This is a genomic window from Peptoniphilus sp. Marseille-Q6390 (genome assembly GCF_965119475.1).
Genome location: NZ_CBCPLS010000002.1, coordinates 160,259 through 178,792, shown reverse-complemented (window position 1 = coordinate 178,792; position 18,534 = coordinate 160,259). Strand labels below are relative to the sequence as shown.

20 protein-coding genes, 1 tRNA gene, 1 other RNA gene and 1 pseudogene are annotated in these 18,534 nt (G+C 35.3%); 5 read left to right on the top strand and 18 right to left on the bottom strand.

The genetic code is table 11. The annotated features are described in order from the left end of the window. Positions 1-5: 5 nt before the first annotated feature. Genes ACWPVO_RS06705 through ACWPVO_RS06690 form a run of 4 tightly spaced genes read right to left on the bottom strand, consistent with a single transcriptional unit; the run spans position 6 to position 3,325 of the window. Complete coding sequence (locus ACWPVO_RS06705) at positions 6-332, bottom strand: cyclic-di-AMP receptor (RefSeq protein ID WP_062571767.1); 327 nt, start codon at positions 330-332, stop codon at positions 6-8. Next, positions 329-937: a dTMP kinase gene (gene tmk, locus ACWPVO_RS06700; RefSeq protein WP_148466343.1), complete on the bottom strand. Its 609-nt coding sequence runs from the start codon at positions 935-937 to the stop codon at positions 329-331. The genes ACWPVO_RS06705 and tmk overlap by 4 nt, the downstream gene beginning before the upstream one ends. Next, positions 934-2,286 carry an aminotransferase class I/II-fold pyridoxal phosphate-dependent enzyme gene (locus tag ACWPVO_RS06695; protein WP_454207389.1) on the bottom strand — a complete coding sequence of 451 codons (1,353 nt, stop codon included), beginning with the start codon at positions 2,284-2,286 and terminating at the stop codon, positions 934-936. The genes tmk and ACWPVO_RS06695 overlap by 4 nt, the downstream gene beginning before the upstream one ends. Before the next feature lie 58 nt (positions 2,287-2,344). After that, positions 2,345-3,325 (bottom strand): biotin--[acetyl-CoA-carboxylase] ligase, encoded by a 981-nt coding sequence (locus tag ACWPVO_RS06690; protein WP_454207387.1) that lies wholly within the window; start codon positions 3,323-3,325, stop codon positions 2,345-2,347. Positions 3,326-3,384: 59 nt separating this feature from the next. On the opposite strand from ACWPVO_RS06690, the gene ACWPVO_RS06685 reads away from it, so the two are divergent. Both ACWPVO_RS06685 and ffs read left to right on the top strand, forming a co-directional pair. After that, a tRNA-Ser gene (locus tag ACWPVO_RS06685) sits at positions 3,385-3,474 on the top strand. A 3-nt stretch (positions 3,475-3,477) separates the two neighbouring features. Beyond that, positions 3,478-3,742: signal recognition particle sRNA large type (gene ffs / locus ACWPVO_RS06680), an RNA gene on the top strand. Positions 3,743-3,774: 32 nt separating this feature from the next. On the opposite strand, the gene ACWPVO_RS06675 is transcribed toward ffs, so the two are convergent. The 5 genes from ACWPVO_RS06675 to ACWPVO_RS06655 all read right to left on the bottom strand — a co-directional run bounded on the left by ACWPVO_RS06675 (position 3,775) and on the right by ACWPVO_RS06655 (position 7,301). Then, positions 3,775-4,500: a hypothetical protein gene (locus tag ACWPVO_RS06675; RefSeq protein ID WP_454207385.1), complete on the bottom strand. Its 726-nt coding sequence runs from the start codon at positions 4,498-4,500 to the stop codon at positions 3,775-3,777. After that, complete coding sequence (ispE, locus tag ACWPVO_RS06670) at positions 4,487-5,332, bottom strand: 4-(cytidine 5'-diphospho)-2-C-methyl-D-erythritol kinase (protein ID WP_454207383.1); 846 nt, start codon at positions 5,330-5,332, stop codon at positions 4,487-4,489. The genes ACWPVO_RS06675 and ispE overlap by 14 nt, the downstream gene beginning before the upstream one ends. A 162-nt stretch (positions 5,333-5,494) precedes the next feature. Continuing rightward, positions 5,495-6,259, bottom strand: a complete 765-nt coding sequence (locus ACWPVO_RS06665; protein ID WP_454207381.1) for a hypothetical protein — start codon at positions 6,257-6,259, stop codon at positions 5,495-5,497. Beyond that, positions 6,259-6,945 carry an ABC transporter ATP-binding protein gene (locus ACWPVO_RS06660; protein ID WP_412593813.1) on the bottom strand — a complete coding sequence of 229 codons (687 nt, stop codon included), beginning with the start codon at positions 6,943-6,945 and terminating at the stop codon, positions 6,259-6,261. The genes ACWPVO_RS06665 and ACWPVO_RS06660 overlap by 1 nt, the downstream gene beginning before the upstream one ends. Then, positions 6,942-7,301, bottom strand: coding sequence for a GntR family transcriptional regulator (locus tag ACWPVO_RS06655; protein WP_005953798.1), 360 nt, complete (start codon positions 7,299-7,301; stop codon positions 6,942-6,944). The genes ACWPVO_RS06660 and ACWPVO_RS06655 overlap by 4 nt, the downstream gene beginning before the upstream one ends. A 404-nt stretch (positions 7,302-7,705) precedes the next feature. Between ACWPVO_RS06655 and ACWPVO_RS06650 the strand changes: the two genes are divergently transcribed. Continuing rightward, positions 7,706-8,836, top strand: coding sequence for an aspartate-alanine antiporter-like transporter (locus ACWPVO_RS06650; RefSeq protein WP_454207378.1), 1,131 nt, complete (start codon positions 7,706-7,708; stop codon positions 8,834-8,836). Positions 8,837-8,946: 110 nt separating this feature from the next. Here ACWPVO_RS06650 and ACWPVO_RS06645 read toward each other — a convergent pair whose 3' ends face one another. From ACWPVO_RS06645 to ACWPVO_RS06605, 9 genes are read right to left on the bottom strand one after another with little or no spacing between them, the layout of a single operon-like run. Then, positions 8,947-9,591 carry a V-type ATP synthase subunit D gene (locus tag ACWPVO_RS06645; RefSeq protein ID WP_454207376.1) on the bottom strand — a complete coding sequence of 215 codons (645 nt, stop codon included), beginning with the start codon at positions 9,589-9,591 and terminating at the stop codon, positions 8,947-8,949. Further along, complete coding sequence (locus tag ACWPVO_RS06640; RefSeq protein ID WP_454207374.1) at positions 9,581-10,972, bottom strand: V-type ATP synthase subunit B; 1,392 nt, start codon at positions 10,970-10,972, stop codon at positions 9,581-9,583. Before ACWPVO_RS06640 ends, ACWPVO_RS06645 begins: the two co-directional genes overlap by 11 nt. Beyond that, positions 10,969-12,741 (bottom strand): V-type ATP synthase subunit A, encoded by a 1,773-nt coding sequence (locus tag ACWPVO_RS06635; RefSeq protein WP_005953829.1) that lies wholly within the window; start codon positions 12,739-12,741, stop codon positions 10,969-10,971. Before ACWPVO_RS06635 ends, ACWPVO_RS06640 begins: the two co-directional genes overlap by 4 nt. Beyond that, a complete protein-coding gene (locus ACWPVO_RS06630) occupies positions 12,722-13,363 on the bottom strand; it encodes a hypothetical protein (RefSeq protein ID WP_454207372.1) in 642 nt (213 codons plus the stop codon). Before ACWPVO_RS06630 ends, ACWPVO_RS06635 begins: the two co-directional genes overlap by 20 nt. Next, positions 13,364-13,678 (bottom strand): V-type ATP synthase subunit F, encoded by a 315-nt coding sequence (locus ACWPVO_RS06625; protein ID WP_005953787.1) that lies wholly within the window; start codon positions 13,676-13,678, stop codon positions 13,364-13,366. Further along, positions 13,678-14,097, bottom strand: coding sequence for an ATP synthase subunit C (locus ACWPVO_RS06620; protein WP_005953789.1), 420 nt, complete (start codon positions 14,095-14,097; stop codon positions 13,678-13,680). Before ACWPVO_RS06620 ends, ACWPVO_RS06625 begins: the two co-directional genes overlap by 1 nt. Positions 14,098-14,111: 14 nt before the next feature. Further along, positions 14,112-16,037, bottom strand: coding sequence for a V-type ATP synthase subunit I (locus ACWPVO_RS06615; RefSeq protein WP_454207369.1), 1,926 nt, complete (start codon positions 16,035-16,037; stop codon positions 14,112-14,114). Between the two features lie 4 nt (positions 16,038-16,041). Continuing rightward, the gene (locus ACWPVO_RS06610) at positions 16,042-17,049 is read right to left on the bottom strand and encodes a V-type ATPase subunit (protein WP_454207367.1); all 1,008 of its coding nucleotides are present in this window, start codon (positions 17,047-17,049) and stop codon (positions 16,042-16,044) included. After that, on the bottom strand, positions 17,042-17,374 hold the full coding sequence (locus ACWPVO_RS06605) for a hypothetical protein (protein ID WP_412428456.1): 333 nt from the start codon (positions 17,372-17,374) through the stop codon (positions 17,042-17,044). Before ACWPVO_RS06605 ends, ACWPVO_RS06610 begins: the two co-directional genes overlap by 8 nt. A gap of 411 nt (positions 17,375-17,785) precedes the next feature. Here ACWPVO_RS06605 and ACWPVO_RS06600 point away from each other — a divergent pair, with 411 nt between their 5' ends. Beyond that, complete coding sequence (locus tag ACWPVO_RS06600) at positions 17,786-18,187, top strand: transposase (protein WP_454207958.1); 402 nt, start codon at positions 17,786-17,788, stop codon at positions 18,185-18,187. A gap of 11 nt (positions 18,188-18,198) precedes the next feature. Beyond that, a pseudogene (locus ACWPVO_RS06595) lies at positions 18,199-18,522 on the top strand (ISL3 family transposase); the annotation flags it as partial. Positions 18,523-18,534: the final 12 nt, after the last annotated feature.

Genomic DNA, 18,534 nt, shown 5'->3' with positions numbered 1-18,534 from the left:
ATCACCTAAAACCTTTTGAAATCCACTACATCAGTTACAAAAATTGTCGCTCCCCCAACCTTAACTGTGATTGGCACCGGGATCATAGCTTGACCTGGAATATTTACTGGTTGGATAGTCCTCTTAACTTCTCTTGTCTTGGAGTTCTCTTCGAGGATTCCCATAAACTTGTCAAGCTCTTCATCTTCTATACCTGAAAGGATAGTGACATTTCCAGCCTTTAGAAATCCACCAGTGGAACTAATCTTAGTAACCTTAAAATTATTTTCATTGAGACTTCTTATTAGATTTTCGCTGTCCTCATCTTGGACAATTGCGATTACAAGTTTCACAAAATCTTCCTTTCTTTAAGAATCTTCATACAGTCGCCGAAGACTTCTTCTATAGTCTGATTTACATCTATAAAATAATAATTTTCTTCTTTTTCTAAATTGTTGTAGTAGTCCCTGACCTTCTTGTGGAAGTCATCTCCCTCACACTCTAACCTGTCGTAGCATGCTTGGTCCTTCCTTGTCAAAGTAGAATTATTAGTCCTAAATATAAAGACAATGTCTGGCTTTTTGCCACCAGTTGCAAAGTCGTTTATTGCCCTAATGTCTTCAAGGTCTTGCCCTCTTGCATGACCTTGATAGGCAAGGGATGAAAGGACATACCTTTCACATAGGACAGTCACTCCATCCTCTAGGGCAGGAATAATTTTTTCGTAAGTATGTTGGGCTCTTGAAGCAGAATAAAGTAGGGCTTCTGTCCTCATGTCCATTTCCTTTAAGTCCTTATCCAGAATTATGTCTCTAATTTTTTCTGAAATCCTAGTTCCACCTGGCTCCCTAGTCTTTATAGTTTTTATATTATTTTTTATTAGTTCGTCATACACTAGGTTGCAAATTGTAGATTTACCAGATCCGTCTGGACCTTCAAAAGTTATAAAAGCGCTCATTTAACTACCTCAATCTCATCTTCTAAAAGTCCAATGACTTCTATTCCTTCTGCTAAAAATTCATCTATTTTATTAATTATTTCTTCACTTATGACTTCCCCAAAGGACACCAAGGGTACTCCCGGTGGGTAGGCTCCAATAATTTCTTTGGAAATCCTGCCTTTTGCATCCTTATAAGAAATTCTCTCTCCATGGCTTAAGAAGGCCTCTCTTGGCAAGAGTTTCTTATCTGGGATAGGAAAATCTTGTGGGATAATTTTTTTATACTCCCCATCTTCATAGGACAAAATTGCTTCCTTAAGCTCTTCTATCTCCCTACTTGTGTTAATGGGAGAAATAATTCCAAGGGCATAATAAAGGTCACCCATCTCAAGCCTTATGTCCTTATTTATAATAAAGTCCTCAACCACTTCTTCTCCAGTCATGCCAGGTATCCTAAATAAAAACTTCATGGGATCATTGGCAACAATGGACTCATGGCTTAGGTCTAGGTCATAATTTATTGCGTCTTTAAGACCTTCCATATCTTTACATCTCTTTATTAATTCGCTTCTTCCTTCCCTATCCATATAGTCGAGGCCTGCTTCAATTGAAAGCATGACCAAGTAGGATGGCGAAGTTGTGTTATAAATATTTACATACTTCAAGAGGTCTTCATGAGAAAACCTATCTGTCCCCCTGTGGATAAGGGCAGCCTGAGTAAGAGATGGAATCATCTTGTGGGTTGAATTTATTACAAGGTCTGCCCCTGCATCAAGGGCAGAATATTTTTTCAAGTCTGAAAAATAGAGATGGGCACCGTGGGCCTCATCAACTATAACTGGAATATCTTTCTCATGTAAGATTTCAATTATTTCTCTCAGCCTCAAAATTCCACCAAAATAGTTTGGAGAAACCAAGACGCAGGCAGCAATATTATTTCCCTCTATTTTTCCCCTAAGTTCATCTAAGTCAATGCCAAAATACATGGCACGGCTTTTGTCATAAATTGTGTTTAAATAAATTGGGTCTAAGTCGTTAAGTAGAAGGCCATTGTAGATAGACTTGTGAGTGTTTCTTTGAATCAAAACCTTGTCCCCTGGTCTAGTTGCCATTGCCATGGCAATGTGAAGGGCTCCTGTTGACCCATTGGTAGTAATAAAAGATTCCTTTGAGCCAAAGAGCTTGCTAATTTCCCTGTGGAGGTCTTCAATGACTCCCGATGGATTGAGCAAGTTGTCTGTTCCATAAATTTCTGTTAAGTCTCTTTTTATATCCAAGTCAAAAAATTCTTTTCCCTTATGACCTGGCATCCCAAAGGATATTTTATTTTTTACTTCATCTATCTTATTACTTAAAGGCCTCTTCATCTCTTCTCCTAACTTCTCTTAATTATACTATAATTACAAAGACTTTAAAAGTTAGGACCTACTTATAAAAGTCCCCCTTTATAGAAACTTCTCCACTGGAAAGAGTGATTTTTTCTTCTCCTGTGTCGACAATAAGGTTGCCCTTTTCATTGATGTCGTAACCCACAGCAGAATATTTTTTGCCGTTTAATTCAAAGGTCAAGTCCTTGCCAATGACAAGTGAATGGTCTTTATAGTATTTTATAATTTCTTGGTCGGACTTATTATAATTATTTTCATAAAAGGCATTTAAAATTGCTGAGAGAATTTCATTTCTTATTACATCAGTTCCAATGTAGCCGGCAATATTTTTCAAGTCCTTAAAGCTGTCGTCCTTTGGCTCATTTACATTTATTCCAATTCCAACAATAACTGACTTTACACTCCTTGATTCAAAGTCTGCATCAAGCTCTGATAGGATTCCACAAATCTTTTTGCCATCAATAAATAAATCATTGACCCATTTTATTTCAGCTTGTTTGCCTGTAGCTTCTTTGATTCCTTGAGCAACAGAAACTGCAGCCTTAACTGTAATTAAATCGAAGTAGGAAAAGTCAAAGAAGTCCCTTGGGTGAAGAATTATACTAAAGTAAACTCCACTTCCTTTTGGAGATGCAAAGGTCTTGCCTGTTCTTCCCCTTCCACCCTTTTGCATGTCAGAAACTATTACTGTGAAGTCCTTGACATCTGAAGAGTAGAGTCTTCTCTTGGCTTCTGTGTTTGTAGAATCTATTTCGTCGAACACAATAAGGTCAATGTCCTTTAATTCTTCTCTAAGTCCCTTTCTTATTCCTTGGTCAGAGAGCTTGTCGTCGCTTTCCATTAACTTGTAGCCCAACTTTGTCTGTGATTCTATTTGAAAGCCCTCTTCCTTTAAATTGTTAATGGCCTTCCAAATTGCAGTCCTTGAAATATTTAATTTTTCTGCCAATTCTTGACCAGAAATATAGGAGGCCCTATTTCTTTCTAATTCTTTTAATACAATATCCTTAGTTTTCAATTTATCACCTTATTCTTGACATTATTAATTATCTACTGTACAATAAATTTCTAGGCTGTGGAGAGATGTCCGAGAGGTTGAAGGAGCCCGCCTGGAAAGCGAGTATACACGAAAGTGTATCGGGGGTTCGAATCCCCCTCTCTCCGCCATCGCCATGCTAAGCGGGAAATTAGCGATGTCCTGTACCTGCGATTCGCTACAGCAGGGCTGAATTCCCAATAGAGGATTTTAATTTTGCAGTCTGCCCCTTATAAGTGGTGTTGACGATTGGGTCCTGCGCAACAGAAACTTGTGAACCGTGTCAGATCTTGATCGAAGCAGCACTAAGCAAGATCTTTTGTGTGCCGCAAGGGTCGCCTAATCTGAGCTAACTGTAAGGGTAACGTGTGAGGTTAACTTTCGACTTTGGGTGCATGGCTACATATTTAGTCCCAGTGATGGGACTTTTTTTATTGCCCTTTTTTAAAAAGTCTCGAAACATTTAAGAGTTCTCTCTCTTTAAGAAGTCCTCTTTCCCTGAGATACTTCTCTGTCCTTGAGTAAAAGCCACTCTTAGAGCCTGTCACATAAAAATAATCCCTAATATAATTTTCCTTCTTATAAGTATAATCTTCCAAAATTCCATCAACATTGGAATAAATTTCTATCTCCAAGACCTTCTTTGCAAAATAATTTATGAAAAAGTTCTTCTTCAAGTGGAGCCCACTTGAGGCAAGAAAAATCATCTGGTATTTTGAAAAGTCAAAATCCTTGAAGTACTCATCAGAAATCATCATCATGATGTCATCAGCAACTCCGTCGTTGGCTCCATTAATCAAAAGTGGGACATCAAGATAATCCACTGGCGAATCTGTAAAAATTTTTAAAGTCTCTTCCTGGCAAGTTAACTTTGATCCAAGACAGAGAATTTTTTTATCCTTTAAATTTTTCTTTAGGGCTTCCTCTCCGTAAAAGACTTTCGGAGAATTTTTAAAGTAGTCAATGGCATCAAAGTCCATGACTATTATTTTTTTTGCCTTTTTAAAGGACTTTTCTAAAAATTCTATCCTTTCATTAACTGCTTCTCGGTCATAGAGTCCATAGTATTCAAATTTATCATCGACATAATAATTTAAGTAGTCTCTATGAACTTCGTAAAGTCCAACTATGCCTGGACCTGTATCAAAAACTGCCAAATTTCTCACCCACTCTCAACTTATAGGTCTTGTCATAAGTTCTTTTGAAATGCCTGTAGGCATCTTCTAAGTCATTTTTATTTTCAAAAATTCCAAAAATTGTTGCCCCGCTTCCACTCATAAGGGAGGCAGAATTAAATTCTCTCATCTTGTTTTTTATCTCTAAGAGGTCCCTGTGTTTTTCAAAAACCACATCTTCCATCTTGTTTTCTAAAACTTTATTTAATCTTTTTATGTCTAAATCATAGAGAGCTTGTAGAACTTCATCAAAGTCTATTCTCTTTTCCTCTATCTTAATACTTTCGTAGACTTCTTTAGTGGAGACTCCGTAGCCAGGATTGACTACTAGGACATTGTCAAGTTCAATTGGCCTTACTTCTTCTAAAATTTCTCCTATACCAGAGGCAAGCTTAGTACCTCCAGTCATCATATATGTAAAGTCTGCCCCAAGACTTGATGATAGTTTTATTAAATCTTTCTTTGGAATTTTTAAATCGTACAAATCATTTAAGGCGTAAAAAGTCCCAGCTCCGTTAGAAGTTCCTCCAGCAAGTCCCCCTGCCATGGGAATATTTTTTTCTATTTCAACTTTAAAGGGAAGGTCCTTAGCAACGTAGTCTCTTAGTGCAAGGTAGGCCTTGTAGATAAAATTTTCCTTCATATCAAAATCAAAGTCGCCAAGGATTTCAAGCTTGTCGCTCTTAGAAAATTTCATCTCGTCATAAAGGTCTGTCATCACCATTAAAGTTTTGATATCGTGGTAGCCATTTTCTCTCTTTCCCGTTACGTCGAGAGACAAGTTTAACTTAGCGTGGGCTTTCTTAGTAATCATAAAACACCTCTAAATAATTATAATTCATTGAGAATATTTTTTCATCTAATTAGAAGTTAATTATGCCTTAATGAAAAATAAATTTTTAGATTCTGTTTTTAAAAAAATAAAAACTTTATCGTAATAAAAAAAGGCCCGTGGGAAGCCCACGAACCATTTTCTTTAACTTACTGAAATCCTCTTCTTATGCATATAATAAACTCCAGCGAACAAGACTATTGTTTCTAAAATCATTGGGATTAGTATTCCTATTCCCATCCCCCTCATGAACACATCTCCATTGTTTAGGAAGAGTTCTATATTTGTAAACAAGTCAAATTTATCTAATACATAGATAACTGCTCCTTCTATCATTCCTAGTCCTATATATACAAGGACCGGTCCGCCTAGTCCAAATCTTCTAAGTTTTTTGCCACCACCAAGGGTAACTGCAAAGATTATGCTAATTATATTGTTAAATAAAGCAATTAGAACCCAAGCAACACCTATTAATATATTTCTTACTCCAACTTCATTTATTAGCTCATTTATATCTGCCCAAGTTATATCTATTACTCCACCATCAACAGTAGGCACAGCCATAAATAGGAAAACAATTAATCCTACATAAAGTGAATAGATAATAAACATTATAAGATAATATAAAAATCTAGAAAAAGTTTTTGCTGATGGACTTATTGGTGTTGACTCATAAAACAGGGCGCTGTCGCCAAAGAACATATTGTAGTCGCCAACTATAACTGTTATAGCTGCTGCCATGTAGCCAAACATTAGGGCCATCATGCCTAGTGCAAATGCACTGTCTCCAATTGAATGATTAACATTTGAAAATAATAATCCAAAAATAATTAGGGCTACTGGCAAGACTGGAATAAACCAATTATTTCTAAAGTGATTTCTTATTTGATGTCCAAGTAATTTTCCCATTAAAATACCTCCGTAAAGTAGTCTTCTATACTCATATTTTTTTCACTTCTTATTTCATCTACTGTCTTGTTAAGACTAATCTTACCTTCTGAAAGGAAGAGGACCCTGTCAAGTAGTGGCTCGATTTGATTTATCAAGTGAGTTGATAAAATAATTAGAGAATCTTCTTCAAAATTATTTAAAATAGTTTGGATGATTGCCTTTCTAGCTGAAGGGTCAACTCCAGAAATTGGTTCGTCCAAGAGAAAGATCTCTGCCCTTCTTGAAAGGCTCAATGCGATTTGCATTTTTTCTCTCATGCCCTTACTCATTTCTTTGACCTTTGCCCCTTGTGGAAGTTTAAATTCTTCATAAATCCTATAAAACTTTTCTTCGTCAAAGTCCTTGAAGAATTTCTTGTAAGTTCTAACAACTTCCTTTACAGAAAGTTTATCGCTAAGAGCAAACTTGTCTGGTTGATAAGATAAAATTTCTGCTGTCTTATAAGAAATTTCTTCTCCATCAATTACCACACTTCCTTTGTAAGTTTTTTCTAATCCTGCAAGGATCCTAAGTAGGGTTGACTTACCTGCACCATTGGGTCCAACTAGGCCAACAATTTGTCCCTTATCGAGTTCTAGGTTTAGGTCGTCAAGGACCTTGTTCTTATAGCCCATATTTAAATTTTTTATCTCTAGCTTGCTCATACTTCCCTCCAATATTTGTCTAAAAGTTCCAGTGATTTTTCCTTTGTCATCTTGAGTTCTCCTGCAACTCCAATTAAGTCGTCGCAGGACCTATAAAAGGCACCCTTTGCAATTTCTTCTATTAGCTCTTCGTCATCTGTTATAAATCTGCCGCTAGTCCTATTTGACTTGGCAAGACCCTCTCTCTCAAGTTCTTGCAAGGCCCTTTGGACTGTGTTGGGATTAACTCCATAACTTTGGGCAAGATTTCTAACAGTTTCCATTTTTTCTCCACTCTTCCACTCTCCACTTGAAATTTTTAATTTAAAATCTTCTAGGAGCTGGATGTAGATGGGTCTGTTGTTATCAAATTCCATGTTTACCTCCTCCTGGGATTGGCTTATTAATAATTTTTAATCGACCTATCCATTTTATATTAAGTAAAATTTTATTAATATTTTAATCTTAAACTCTTGTCTTTTGTCTTTTGTCTTTTGTCTTAATTAGTTTTTTACCAATACAAGAGATTTGTTTTTTTGTATTGTTGTATCAACTCCTTAATACACTAGTTATTATATACAAGCCCTTTTATTTTTGCAAGACTTTTTATTAAATTAATAAATAAAAATTTTTATCTTGGGTATTACTTTTTTTATCTTCTTCCTTAGATAGTTTATGATAATATTTTTTTAATTTTCTTAAAACAGATTTTATCTCTATTAGCTTACTTTACATTGAATTTTCAGAGCCTTATCAAGGGAAGAATATAAGGAGGTATTATATGAAGGAATTATTAATTATATTTTTGATCATGGTCTTGGGATATGCCCTTGGTCATATTAACTTTTTCGGATTAAAGTTTGGTGCATCAGCAATTTTAATTGTGGCACTCTTCTTTGGTCACTTTGGATTTGAAGTCCCAAAGTTTTTAGCAAGCCTAGGCCTTGTACTTTTCCTTGCACCTATTGGCCTCATGGCTGGTCCAAGCTTTATGGCTAACATAAAGAAAAATGGTCTTTCCTTTTTGACAATTTCATTTATAACTGTTTCTATTGGAGGAGTTTTAATTGTCCTAGTGTCTAAGTTCTTTGACATTGATCTCGCCCTATCCATGGGACTTGCAACTGGAGCTATGACTTCAACATCAATGCTTGGAACTGTAAAGAGTCTTACTACATCAAACTTGCCTGGCGTTGGCTACGGGATTGCCTATGCCTTTGGTGTTGTTGGAGTTGTACTTATTGTTCAACTTATACCACGAATATTAAAGGTTGACGTGGAAGAAGAAAATAAAAAATTAATTCTTCCAAAAGATAATGCAAATACTGTAAAAAAAGATTTTGGAAACTTAATTGATTTTGAAAAGAATGGACTTTTTGCAATAGCCTTAGCTTCCACACTAGGAATTCTACTTGGTTCTATAAAAATTCCCATAGGAAATGTTAGCCTTTCACTTGGTGCTGGCGGTGGCTCTCTTATCGCAGGACTCGTCCTTGGTCATTATAGAAGACTTGGCAGGATTAACTTAGTTGTTTCTAACGACAGACTTGCCCTTGTTCGTGACCTAGGTCTTGCCTTCTTCTTGTTGGAATCAGGAGTAAGTGCTGGAACAGGTTTTGTAGAAGTTGTAAGTCAGTATGGAATAAAATTATTTTTTGCAGGAGTTATCCTAACACTTGTGCCTGCTTTAATTTCACTTTTTATTTCCTACAAGGTCTTCAAGCTTCCACTCTTTGCAGCTCTTGGTGCTACTACAGGATCAATGACCTCTGCCCCATCTCTTGGAGCCCTACTCCAAGTTACTAATGGGGACGACAAGGTTTCATCTTTCTATGCGGCTACACAACCAACTGCTACTGTGATGATGGTTTTCTTGCCACAGATAATTAATATTTTCTTTCCAATGAGTTAAGAGTGAGAGATTTATAAAAATTTTCAAAAAATTAGGATGCCCTTGAGGCATCCACTTTTTTCAAGTCATACAAAAAACCCAAGCTGAATTTATTTTCAACTTGGGTCTTTTTATTTGTTCTCTTTATTCTCTTTATTTTTCTTATTCTTTTTATTCTTTACCTTCTTAAGTCTAAAGAAGTCTTCCCTTTCCTTTTCTGCCAAGATGTCTTCAATCTCCCTAATGATATGCTTGTACTTAGGAATTTGAATCTTGTCAAGGGCGTTGGCCCTCTTAGCAGTCTTTTTAATTTCATTGGCAAGCCTAAAGACAGAAGTTTCTATCTCTGCAAGCTCATAGATAACAGGAAGAATTTCTGCAATATTAATCTTTGCCCTGTCAAAGGCTGCGTTAGATTGGTGGAGGGAATAGTCTGCCCTAGCGCTGGGCTTTTCATATTTTATTTTTGGAAGCTCAAGCCCCATGACTGAACGAGAAATAATTTCATAGTCATTTTCAAGGGGAGCTGACTCTCCCATGTCCTTAAGGGACAATGCCCCCATGGATATAGTTGCCATTACAAGTTCAGAGTAAGACTTTTCAAACTTTTCTTCTATCTCGTCTTGCAAGACCTTGGCATTTTTATTTAAGTCCATCATTTCCTTAATAAGGACTGTTCTCTTCTTGTCAAGAAGGTCGTAACCCTTCTCAGCAAGAACAAGGGCATTCTTTGATGCAATTAAATTTGCCTTAGTAGGAGTTACCTTAATCGCCATTATTATCACCTAGATATTTTTCTTTTAACTTAGGATCAATTCTATCAATCATTTGAGCTGGAAGAATCTTTAGTAGTTCCCAACCTAAATCTAGGGTTTCTTTAATATCTCTGTTTTCATTTTGATCTTGACTTAAAAATCTCTTTTCAAACTCGTCGCCAAATTTTAAAATTAATTTTTCGTCCTCAGATATATCATCTTCACCAATAATTTGAGCAAGGGCTCTAGTCTCTTGCACCTTTGAATAGGATGCAAAAAGTTGTGAAGATAGGTCTGGATGGTCCTCCCTTGTGTAACCTTCACCAATGCCGTCCTTCATAAGTCTTGATAGGGATGGAAGAACATCAATTGGTGGATAAACTCCCTTGGAGAAGAGGTCACGACTTACTACAATTTGACCTTCGGTGATGTAACCTGTAAGGTCAGGGATTGGGTGGGTGATATCATCGTTAGGCATTGTTAGGATTGGGATAAGAGTCACAGATCCTTCGCTGTCCTTAATCATACCTGCTCTTTCATAAAGAGCTGCCAAATCAGAATAAAGGTGACCTGGATAGCCCTTTCTTGATGGAACTTCTTCTCTTGAAGATGAAACTTCTCTTAGGGCTTCTGCATAGGAAGTTATGTCTGTCATTATTACAAGAACTTGCATATTCTTTTCAAAGGCAAGGTATTCTGCAGCAGTAAGGGCACACTTAGGTGCAATAAGTCTTTCCATAATTGGGTCGTCGGCATAGTTGATGTACATTACAACCTTGTCGATTACTCCAGAGTTTTTAAAACTTTCTCTAAAGAAGTCAGCTTCGTCATGCTTTACACCAATTGCTGCAAAGACAATGGCAAAGTTATCCTTTCCACCCTCATCTGCAATCTTAGCTTGTCTTACAATTTGAGCAGCAACTTCGTTGTGAGGAAGTCCTGATCCAGAAAAGATTGGAAGTTTTTGTCCCCTAATTAGAGTCATAAGTCCATCAATAGAAGAGATACCTGTTTGGATAAAGTTTCTTGGGTACTCTCTTGCTGATGGGTTAATTGGTCTACCATTTATGTTATAAACATCCTTTGAATAAATGGCACCGCCCTTGTCAATAGGGACTGCTGTACCATTAAATACCCTTCCCAAGATATCTGATGAAAGAGGTATTTCAAAAGGATGGGCAGAAAATTCAACCTTTGTATTTTTTGTTGATACGCCAAGGTTGTTGCCAAATACTTGGACAACTGCCCTGTCTTCATCTATTTTTATAACTTGACCAATTTCAAATCTCTTGCCATCTTTTGAAATAATTTTTACAACTTCACCGTAGCTAACTCTGTGAAGATTTGAAAGTTCTAGTAGGGATCCTTCAATTCTATCAAGTGTTAAATATTCTTTTTTCATTCTACATCACCATAAGTTGAGGCAAGCTCTCCATAGAAGTCGTTAATTTCATTGTTCAAGCTTACAAATTTCTTTAAGTTTTCGTTTTCTATATCGTACTTCATGTTAATTACTTTTCCATAAAGTTTGTCATTCTTGATTACAGAAATAGGAATCCTTAGCTTTAGGGCTTCCTTTCCCTTTTCATATAAGTTGTCTATAGTCTTTAACATTTCAAATTGCTTTTCAAGTGGCACAAAGGTGTCAATAGGGTTAAAGGCATTTTGTTGTAGGAATCCAACCTTAACAACACGACAAATTTCTAGGACAAGTCTTTCTTCGTCAGGAAGAACATCTTCACCAACAAGCATTACAATTTCATTTAACTTGGCTTCCTTGTGAAGGAGGTCAAGATATTTGATTCTTAAATCTGGTAGGTCACCATCAAGTCTCATGTCGTAGTAATTTTTAAGAAGTGGAATGTAACCTGAGTAAGAGTTCATCCAGTTAATAGCTGGATAGTGTCTTGAGTAGGCTAGTTCCTTGTCAAGTGCCAAGAATACATTTACGAACCTCTTTGTGTTTTCTGTAACTGGTTCAGAGAAGTCACCACCTGCTGGTGAAACTGCACCAATAAGTGTTACTGACCCTTCAGTTCCTGATAGGGTATTTACGTAGCCAGCTCTCTCATAAAAGCCTGCAATTCTTGATGGAAGATAAGCAGGGTAACCTTCTTCAGCTGGCATTTCTTCAAGACGACCAGAGATTTCACGAAGAGCTTCTGCCCAACGAGAAGTGGAGTCACCCATGAGGGCAACGTGATAGCCCATGTCTCTAAAGTATTCTGCCATTGTTACACCAGTATAAATTGATGCTTCACGGGCAGCTACTGGCATGTTTGATGTGTTGGCTATAAGGATTGTCCTGTCCATAAGAGCCTTGCCAGTGTTAGGGTCAATTAGCTTTGGAAAGTCTTCCAAAACTTCTGTCATTTCATTACCACGTTCACCACAACCGATGTAGATAATGATATCGGCATCACAATACTTTGCAATTTGGTGTTGGGTCATTGTCTTACCAGTACCAAATCCTCCTGGAACAGCAGTAGTTCCTCCCTTGGCAATTGGGAAGAATACGTCGAAGACCCTTTGACCTGTTACAAGTAGCTTGTCAATTGGTAGTCTTTCCTTAACTGGTCTTGGGATTCTTACTGGCCAGTTTTGATACATTTTTACTTCATTAATCTTTCCAAATTCGTCCTTAACTTTTAAAAGAACTGTTTCAATATTGTATTTGCCATCTTCAAGGATCTCTACAACTTCACCAGATACTTCTGGTGGAATCATGACCTTGTGAGTTATGATGTCGGTTTCAGGAACTTCTGCAAAGATTTGTCCTCCATGGACCTTGTCGTGAAGTTTAACCTTAAAGCTTACATCCCAAAGTTTTTCTTCATCAAGGGAAATAAGTCCAATACCTTCTGGCATAAAGGAACCGTGTTTTTCTTTTATAACTTCAAGAGGTCTCTCAATACCGTCAAAGATACCTCTTATCATACCAGGTCCAAGCTTAACAGAAAGTGGTGCTCCAGTGGAAATAATATCTTCATCACGTTTTAAACCTTCAGTTTCTTCATAAACTTGAACTGTTCCAAGGTCTCCATCAATAGAAATAACTTCGCCAATTAATTTCTTTTCGCCAACTAGGACCATTTCTCTAATCTTGTAGTCAGCCATGTTCTTACCAATTACAACAGGTCCGTCAACTGATTTAATTGTTGCTCTTTCCAATGACTTCACCCCTTTCCTTTAATTTTTCATGTAGTGTTGATCCAATTTCATATTTCATGTCATCAAGTTTATTCTTTAGAGAAAGGTTGATGTTGTAAGTTCGATTGATATCAGACACAATGAAGCCACCTAAGTGGTATTCAAATAGCTGGTCTAACTTAAGTTCAATTCCCTTTTCCTTTGCAATTTCTTTAAACTTGTCTACTAATTCTTTTTTCTCATCGTCCTTAACATAAAGGTAGATGGCCTTTTCGTCTATTTCATCTAAAATATTTCTAAAGCATTCAGCTTCTTTTTCTACATATTCATCTGTCTTTGTAAATTCTAAGAGTCTTTCTGAAAGAGTTTCTAGAAGTTCATTTAGAAGTTTTTCATCTTCTTCAAGGAAGAGAACCCTTTTTTGCTCTTCGACAGAGGCAATAAGTTCATAGCCCCTTCTCTTAGCAAGGTTAACTCTTCTATCAACATAGGCCTTTTCATCTTCTTCAAGAGATTTCATCTTGTCTTCAAGAATCTTAGCTGCCTTTTCTTTTTCTTCCTTAATTCTCTTTTCACACTCTTCTTTTTGCTTTAGAAAAACAATTTTGTTGAATATGGCAATTTTGTTTTCAAGTAAAATCATTTAATCACCTACAGCTTTCACACCAACAGATTCTCTGACATATTTTAAAATAAAGTCATCTTCCATCTTGCCGTCAAGATCTGGGATAGTTACCACTAGAGGAAGGGCTCCAGATAATTTAAAGTCTAGGACTTCCTCTTTTATTTCCTTAAAGGAAGAATAAGTTAGGATAATTATTCCAATACCCTCTTCTTTTGTGTAAGATTTAAAATTTTTTAAAAGTTCAGATCTGTTATTACATTTAACAGACCTTACGCCAGCTAGGCGAAGGCCGTTAATAATATCGTCGTTTGATGTTAAAAGAATTGATCTCATTATAGTCTTCCAAGAATCATAATTGAAATGATAAGACCATAAATAGCGATACCTTCTGCAAGTCCTAGATAAATCATTGATTTACCAAGAATGTTAGGGTCTTCTGATACAGCTCCAATTGCTGCAGAACCTACATTAGAAACGGCAACACCAGCACCTAGTGAAGCAAGACCAGTTGAAAGACCTGCTGCTAAGAATCCAAGTCCGTTACCACCTGTTGGAGCAGCTGCAGCTGATGCCATTTGTGGAACTAGAGATATAAGACCAAATACGAAAACTGGTGCGAATACAAAGAGGTTTAATTTCATAAAGGCACGAGCAAACTTTCTGTTCTTGTCTGTTCCCTTATATATAAAATAAAAACCTGAAACTACCATTGAAAATACAGTTAAAACTCCTAAAATAATAATTTTTTCCATAATTAAACTCCTTATTAATAAATTTTGTCGGCTTTAAATAATACGCCGTCCCCACTATAATACTTACTAAACATTTCATAATACTCAAGTCTAAGAGATTGAATAAATACAATAAGACCTTCTAGGGCAAGAATTAAGATATTGCCAAAAATTAAGACTGCAATATTTCCTCCCCTTGATCCAAGCATTTCTCCAAGAGTTTTAAAGGCCAAGAATAAACCAACGTGGTTAATTGCAAAAGCCCCAACCCTTATAAAAGAAATAATTGAAGACATAGTTGAAAGAAGGGCTTCCAAGAGTCCAAAAGAGGACTCAATATAATAATCTGCGGCAGATTCTTCTGGCTCCTTCTTAAATAAAATCTTAAGAATAGGCCTCTTTAATAGCATGATCACAAGAGATCCAAATAAAATTCCCATAGAAATATTCTTAGGAAGAGGAGATGAACCTCCCATTACGGAAATACCTATGTTAATCATGGCTATAAAAATTAGAACTCCCAAGAATCCTTCCTTTGCGAAGAAGGCTTCATCAGGCCTACCACTCTTTAATCTATTGTAAATACCAATGCCATAGGCTATGGCAAGTAAAATAATGCCGAAGTAAATGGCTGTTACAAGTGTGCCATTGATGTCTTCAAAGGGCCTAAACCAAAGGGCAGGAATAATTTCTTCTATCCCAAAGACTGACCCGTACATTAAACCAAAGAACATTGAGGATGCTCCCATTCTCAAGAGGAGGCCTCCAAAGTCCTTGTTCTTCTTAGCTAAGATTAGCCCAGCAACTGCAAATACTGCCCCTTGACCTAAGTCGCCAAACATTGCACCAAAAAGAATCATGTAGGTAATTCCAAAAATCACTGTTGGGTCAAACTCACCGTAACTAGGAGTTCCATACATGTTAATTAATAGCTCAAAGGGCTTGAAAAAATTTGCATTTTTAAGCTTTGTAGGTGTCTTCTTACTTCCCTTCTTAGGTTCAAAATATTCAATATCAATATCCTTGTACTTGGAGAGCTTTTCTTCTAGTTTTTTTGTATCGCTAAGACCAATCCAACCAGAAAGATAAAAATACTTATTTGACCTAAGCATATATTTCTTTGCCTTTTCAATTTCTTCATAGGAAAGCATGTGGGCAAGGCTTGTCCTTAGCTCTTCATTCATTGATTCTAAAAGATTTTTCTTATACTCTTCGATTTCAAAAATCTTTCTCTTTATATTTTCTTCCTCTTCTTCAAGATTCTTAAAAATTAAACCTGCCGTACCTTCGACGTTTTCGCCAAGAAGGTCAACTTCTGTAAAGTTTAGACTATTTAAAACCCTATCAATATCCTTTTCTGTTTCCTTTGGATAGATAACGAGGAAGAGTTCCCTATTGTCCACTGTGCCTGTGTGATAAATCATGGCAAGGATATTTCCATAATTTTTCTTTAACCTAAGCCTTGCATCCTTGTCCAAGAAACCAAACCTAGTGTTAAAGTATTTTAGATCAGCAATATCCTTAAGGTCTATATCAACGTTTTTGAAAAGTTCATAATTTTCCTTTAGGGTATCTAAAATCTTTAGACTTTCCTTTGTGTTTTCATATTCATTCATCTTTTCGCTAATATTTTTGACAAAGGAATCTACATCTTCATTTATATCTATCCTTTCGAAGTACTTGTCCTCAATCTTGTCAATGCCCAAGAACTTCATAATTTCTTCAGCCTTTTTTGCACTGACCTTGTGAGACTCATCTTCTTCAATAGGTTCAATATAATTAAGTTCAAGATTCCTTTCTAGGTTCTTATCTAGATTCTTTTCATCATCTAGGCTGAAAACAAACTTGTTTTCTGCAATGTTTGTCTCAGCAGACATAAATTGCATACATTTTAAATTTAAAATATCCAAAATGATGGAATCCATATCTTGAATCTCGCCCATTATATTAGCGACCTTCATTCTTTCAACGGCCAACTTCTTCACTTTCCTTTCTATCAACGATCATGTATCTCAATTTTTCTTCTTTACTTAGGCCAAACCTAGTAGCCTCTAAGATTCTTTCTATATTTGCAATTTCTGAATCTAAAAGAATTAGAAAACTCATGAATTTTCCTATACCATCAGTCTTCCTAAAGTTTCTATTTGCTATAGAGTAGAGGAGCTTTTTGGAAGTTCTTCCAGTTCTTATAACTCTTCCATCTGCAAAGAGAATAGAATATTTTGAATTTTTAATTTCCTCTTCAAATTCTTCTTCCTCTAAGTAGGATAGGTGGAGGAGCTTTTCAGAATTATAATTTCCACCAAAGATTGTAAAATTAAAAATTTCTTCAGGAGAAATGTCATAATATTTTTTTGCCCTATAAATCCAAATGATATTTAATAAGTCTATCTTAACCCCAAAAATATTTTTGAACTCAGCATGGTCCTTCTTAGATAGGGACTTCACAGATTCAGTTAAGTTCCTATAATAAAACTTGTCAAGATTCATCTCAATAGAGAAGAGAGCCTCCTCATCAGTAGATGACTTATAGTTTTTCATATATTCGTAATATGGAGTGTCCCTTAAATTATCTATGAAGGATTCAAAACTTTCTTCTTTAAAGGGAATTGACTTAGCCCCAATAATTAGCTTGTCAACTCTTGGCTCCTTATTCATCCTAAGAGCCCTAAGAATTTTTACAATTTTTTCTATCTTTTCTCTTTCCATGTAGGCCTTAATAAAGTCTGAATACTTGCCTGGCAAGAAGGCCTGAAGTTTTTTAATTTGTCTTCTTCTGTAATCTTCTAAAAATTCTTCAATCTCATATATATCTGAAAAGGAATCAATGGTTGGAAACTTCTTTTCCTTTAAATAGTTAAGACAAAACCTAACGCTGTCTCCCTCTGCCATATTCACAAAGTCATCGTAGACTAAAAAGTCCGAATGCATTTTTAAAATCTTAGCATTTAAAGCCTTTAGACCTTCAAACATTAGAGTCCCTTCCAATCAATTTGTCGAATACAACTTTAATTAAGTCCTCAGAAGTTTTTTCATAATAAGCTTCAATTTCTTCTAGGTTCTTTTGATTTTCTTTTCTTAAGTCATCAGCCTTCTTTTCAAAGTCTGATAAGATTTCATCGCTTTTCTCTTTACCAAGTAGCTTTGACTTTTCTATTGATTCATTTTCAAGATCTGTTAACTTTTCTCTCAAATCTTTTTTTATTTGTTCAATTTCTTTATCAGTATTTTCGACAAGTTCTCTAGTCTTTCTATCTATTGCCAAAATACTATCTATGCTTTCTTTCAAAAATATCACCACTCTTCTTTTATTCCTTGCGTAACTTTCATTATATTACTTTCAATTTCTAATTCAAGGGATTTACGCTTGCTTTAAAAATTTCACATTCTTTTCACATTCCATATAATGATTTGTAATTTCATATACAAAAATTTTTTTCATAAGTTTTTTCTAATAATACTATTGTTAAAACTTTTATAAAAAAATGAATTTATTATTTTATTTTTTTAATTATTATTAACTAATTGAAAATATTTTACATCAAATAATTTTCTTTAGATTTTTGAAAATATTTTTTACTAAAGTATTGGGAGATTATTTTTATTTTTTATTTGCAAAACTCCAATCCTTATCCTCGAGACTACTCCTTAATAATAAGTCACAAGCTAGCAAATTTTTTAATCTTATTCTCATAAGTATTAGTTTTAAATAAAAAGGCTCTATAATATCTGTTGGGAAGTAAAATCTCTAGATGGTTCCAAGGACTCTATCATTGATATTTTGCCTACTAGAGATAAGAATTTTTTATTTAAATACTTTAAAAAAGTACCTAACAAGGAGAGACAATGTGTTAAGTTTTTTGTAAGTGATATGTCCAATACCTTTAAGTCTGTCAAGAATAGATTCTTTAAGAATTCTATTCATATAGTTGATAGGTATCATTTCATTAGACAAGTTTCATGGGCTTTAGAGAATGTTAGAAAGAGAATTCAAAAAGATATTTCTTCTAAGCTTATAAAGTATTTTAAGAGAAGTAGGAGTCTACTTACAAAACCTGCTTCTAAACTAAGCTCTGAAGAAGCTAAAGATGTTTCTCTAATGCTTGTTTAAATGAAGATTTAAAATTGGTATACAGGTTAAAAGAATTATTTTACTGTATGCCCTGTGGGTACCAATATGTTCTTACTCAACCCAATAGAGTTAGAGCCACTAAATCTTTAAAGGAATGGATAAAAAGAGCTGAGGAATCTAATTTAAAAGAATTTAAATCTTGTACCACTGCTTTTAATAAATGGTTTGATGAAATATGTAACTCTTTTGATTATCCTTAGTCTAATGGTTTACTTGAAGTTACTCATACTAAGATAAAGACTTTAAAGAGAAATTGTTTTGGTATGAAAAATTTCAATTTGTTTAGAAAAAGAATTATGTTTGCTTGTAAGTAGTGATAGGAAAAC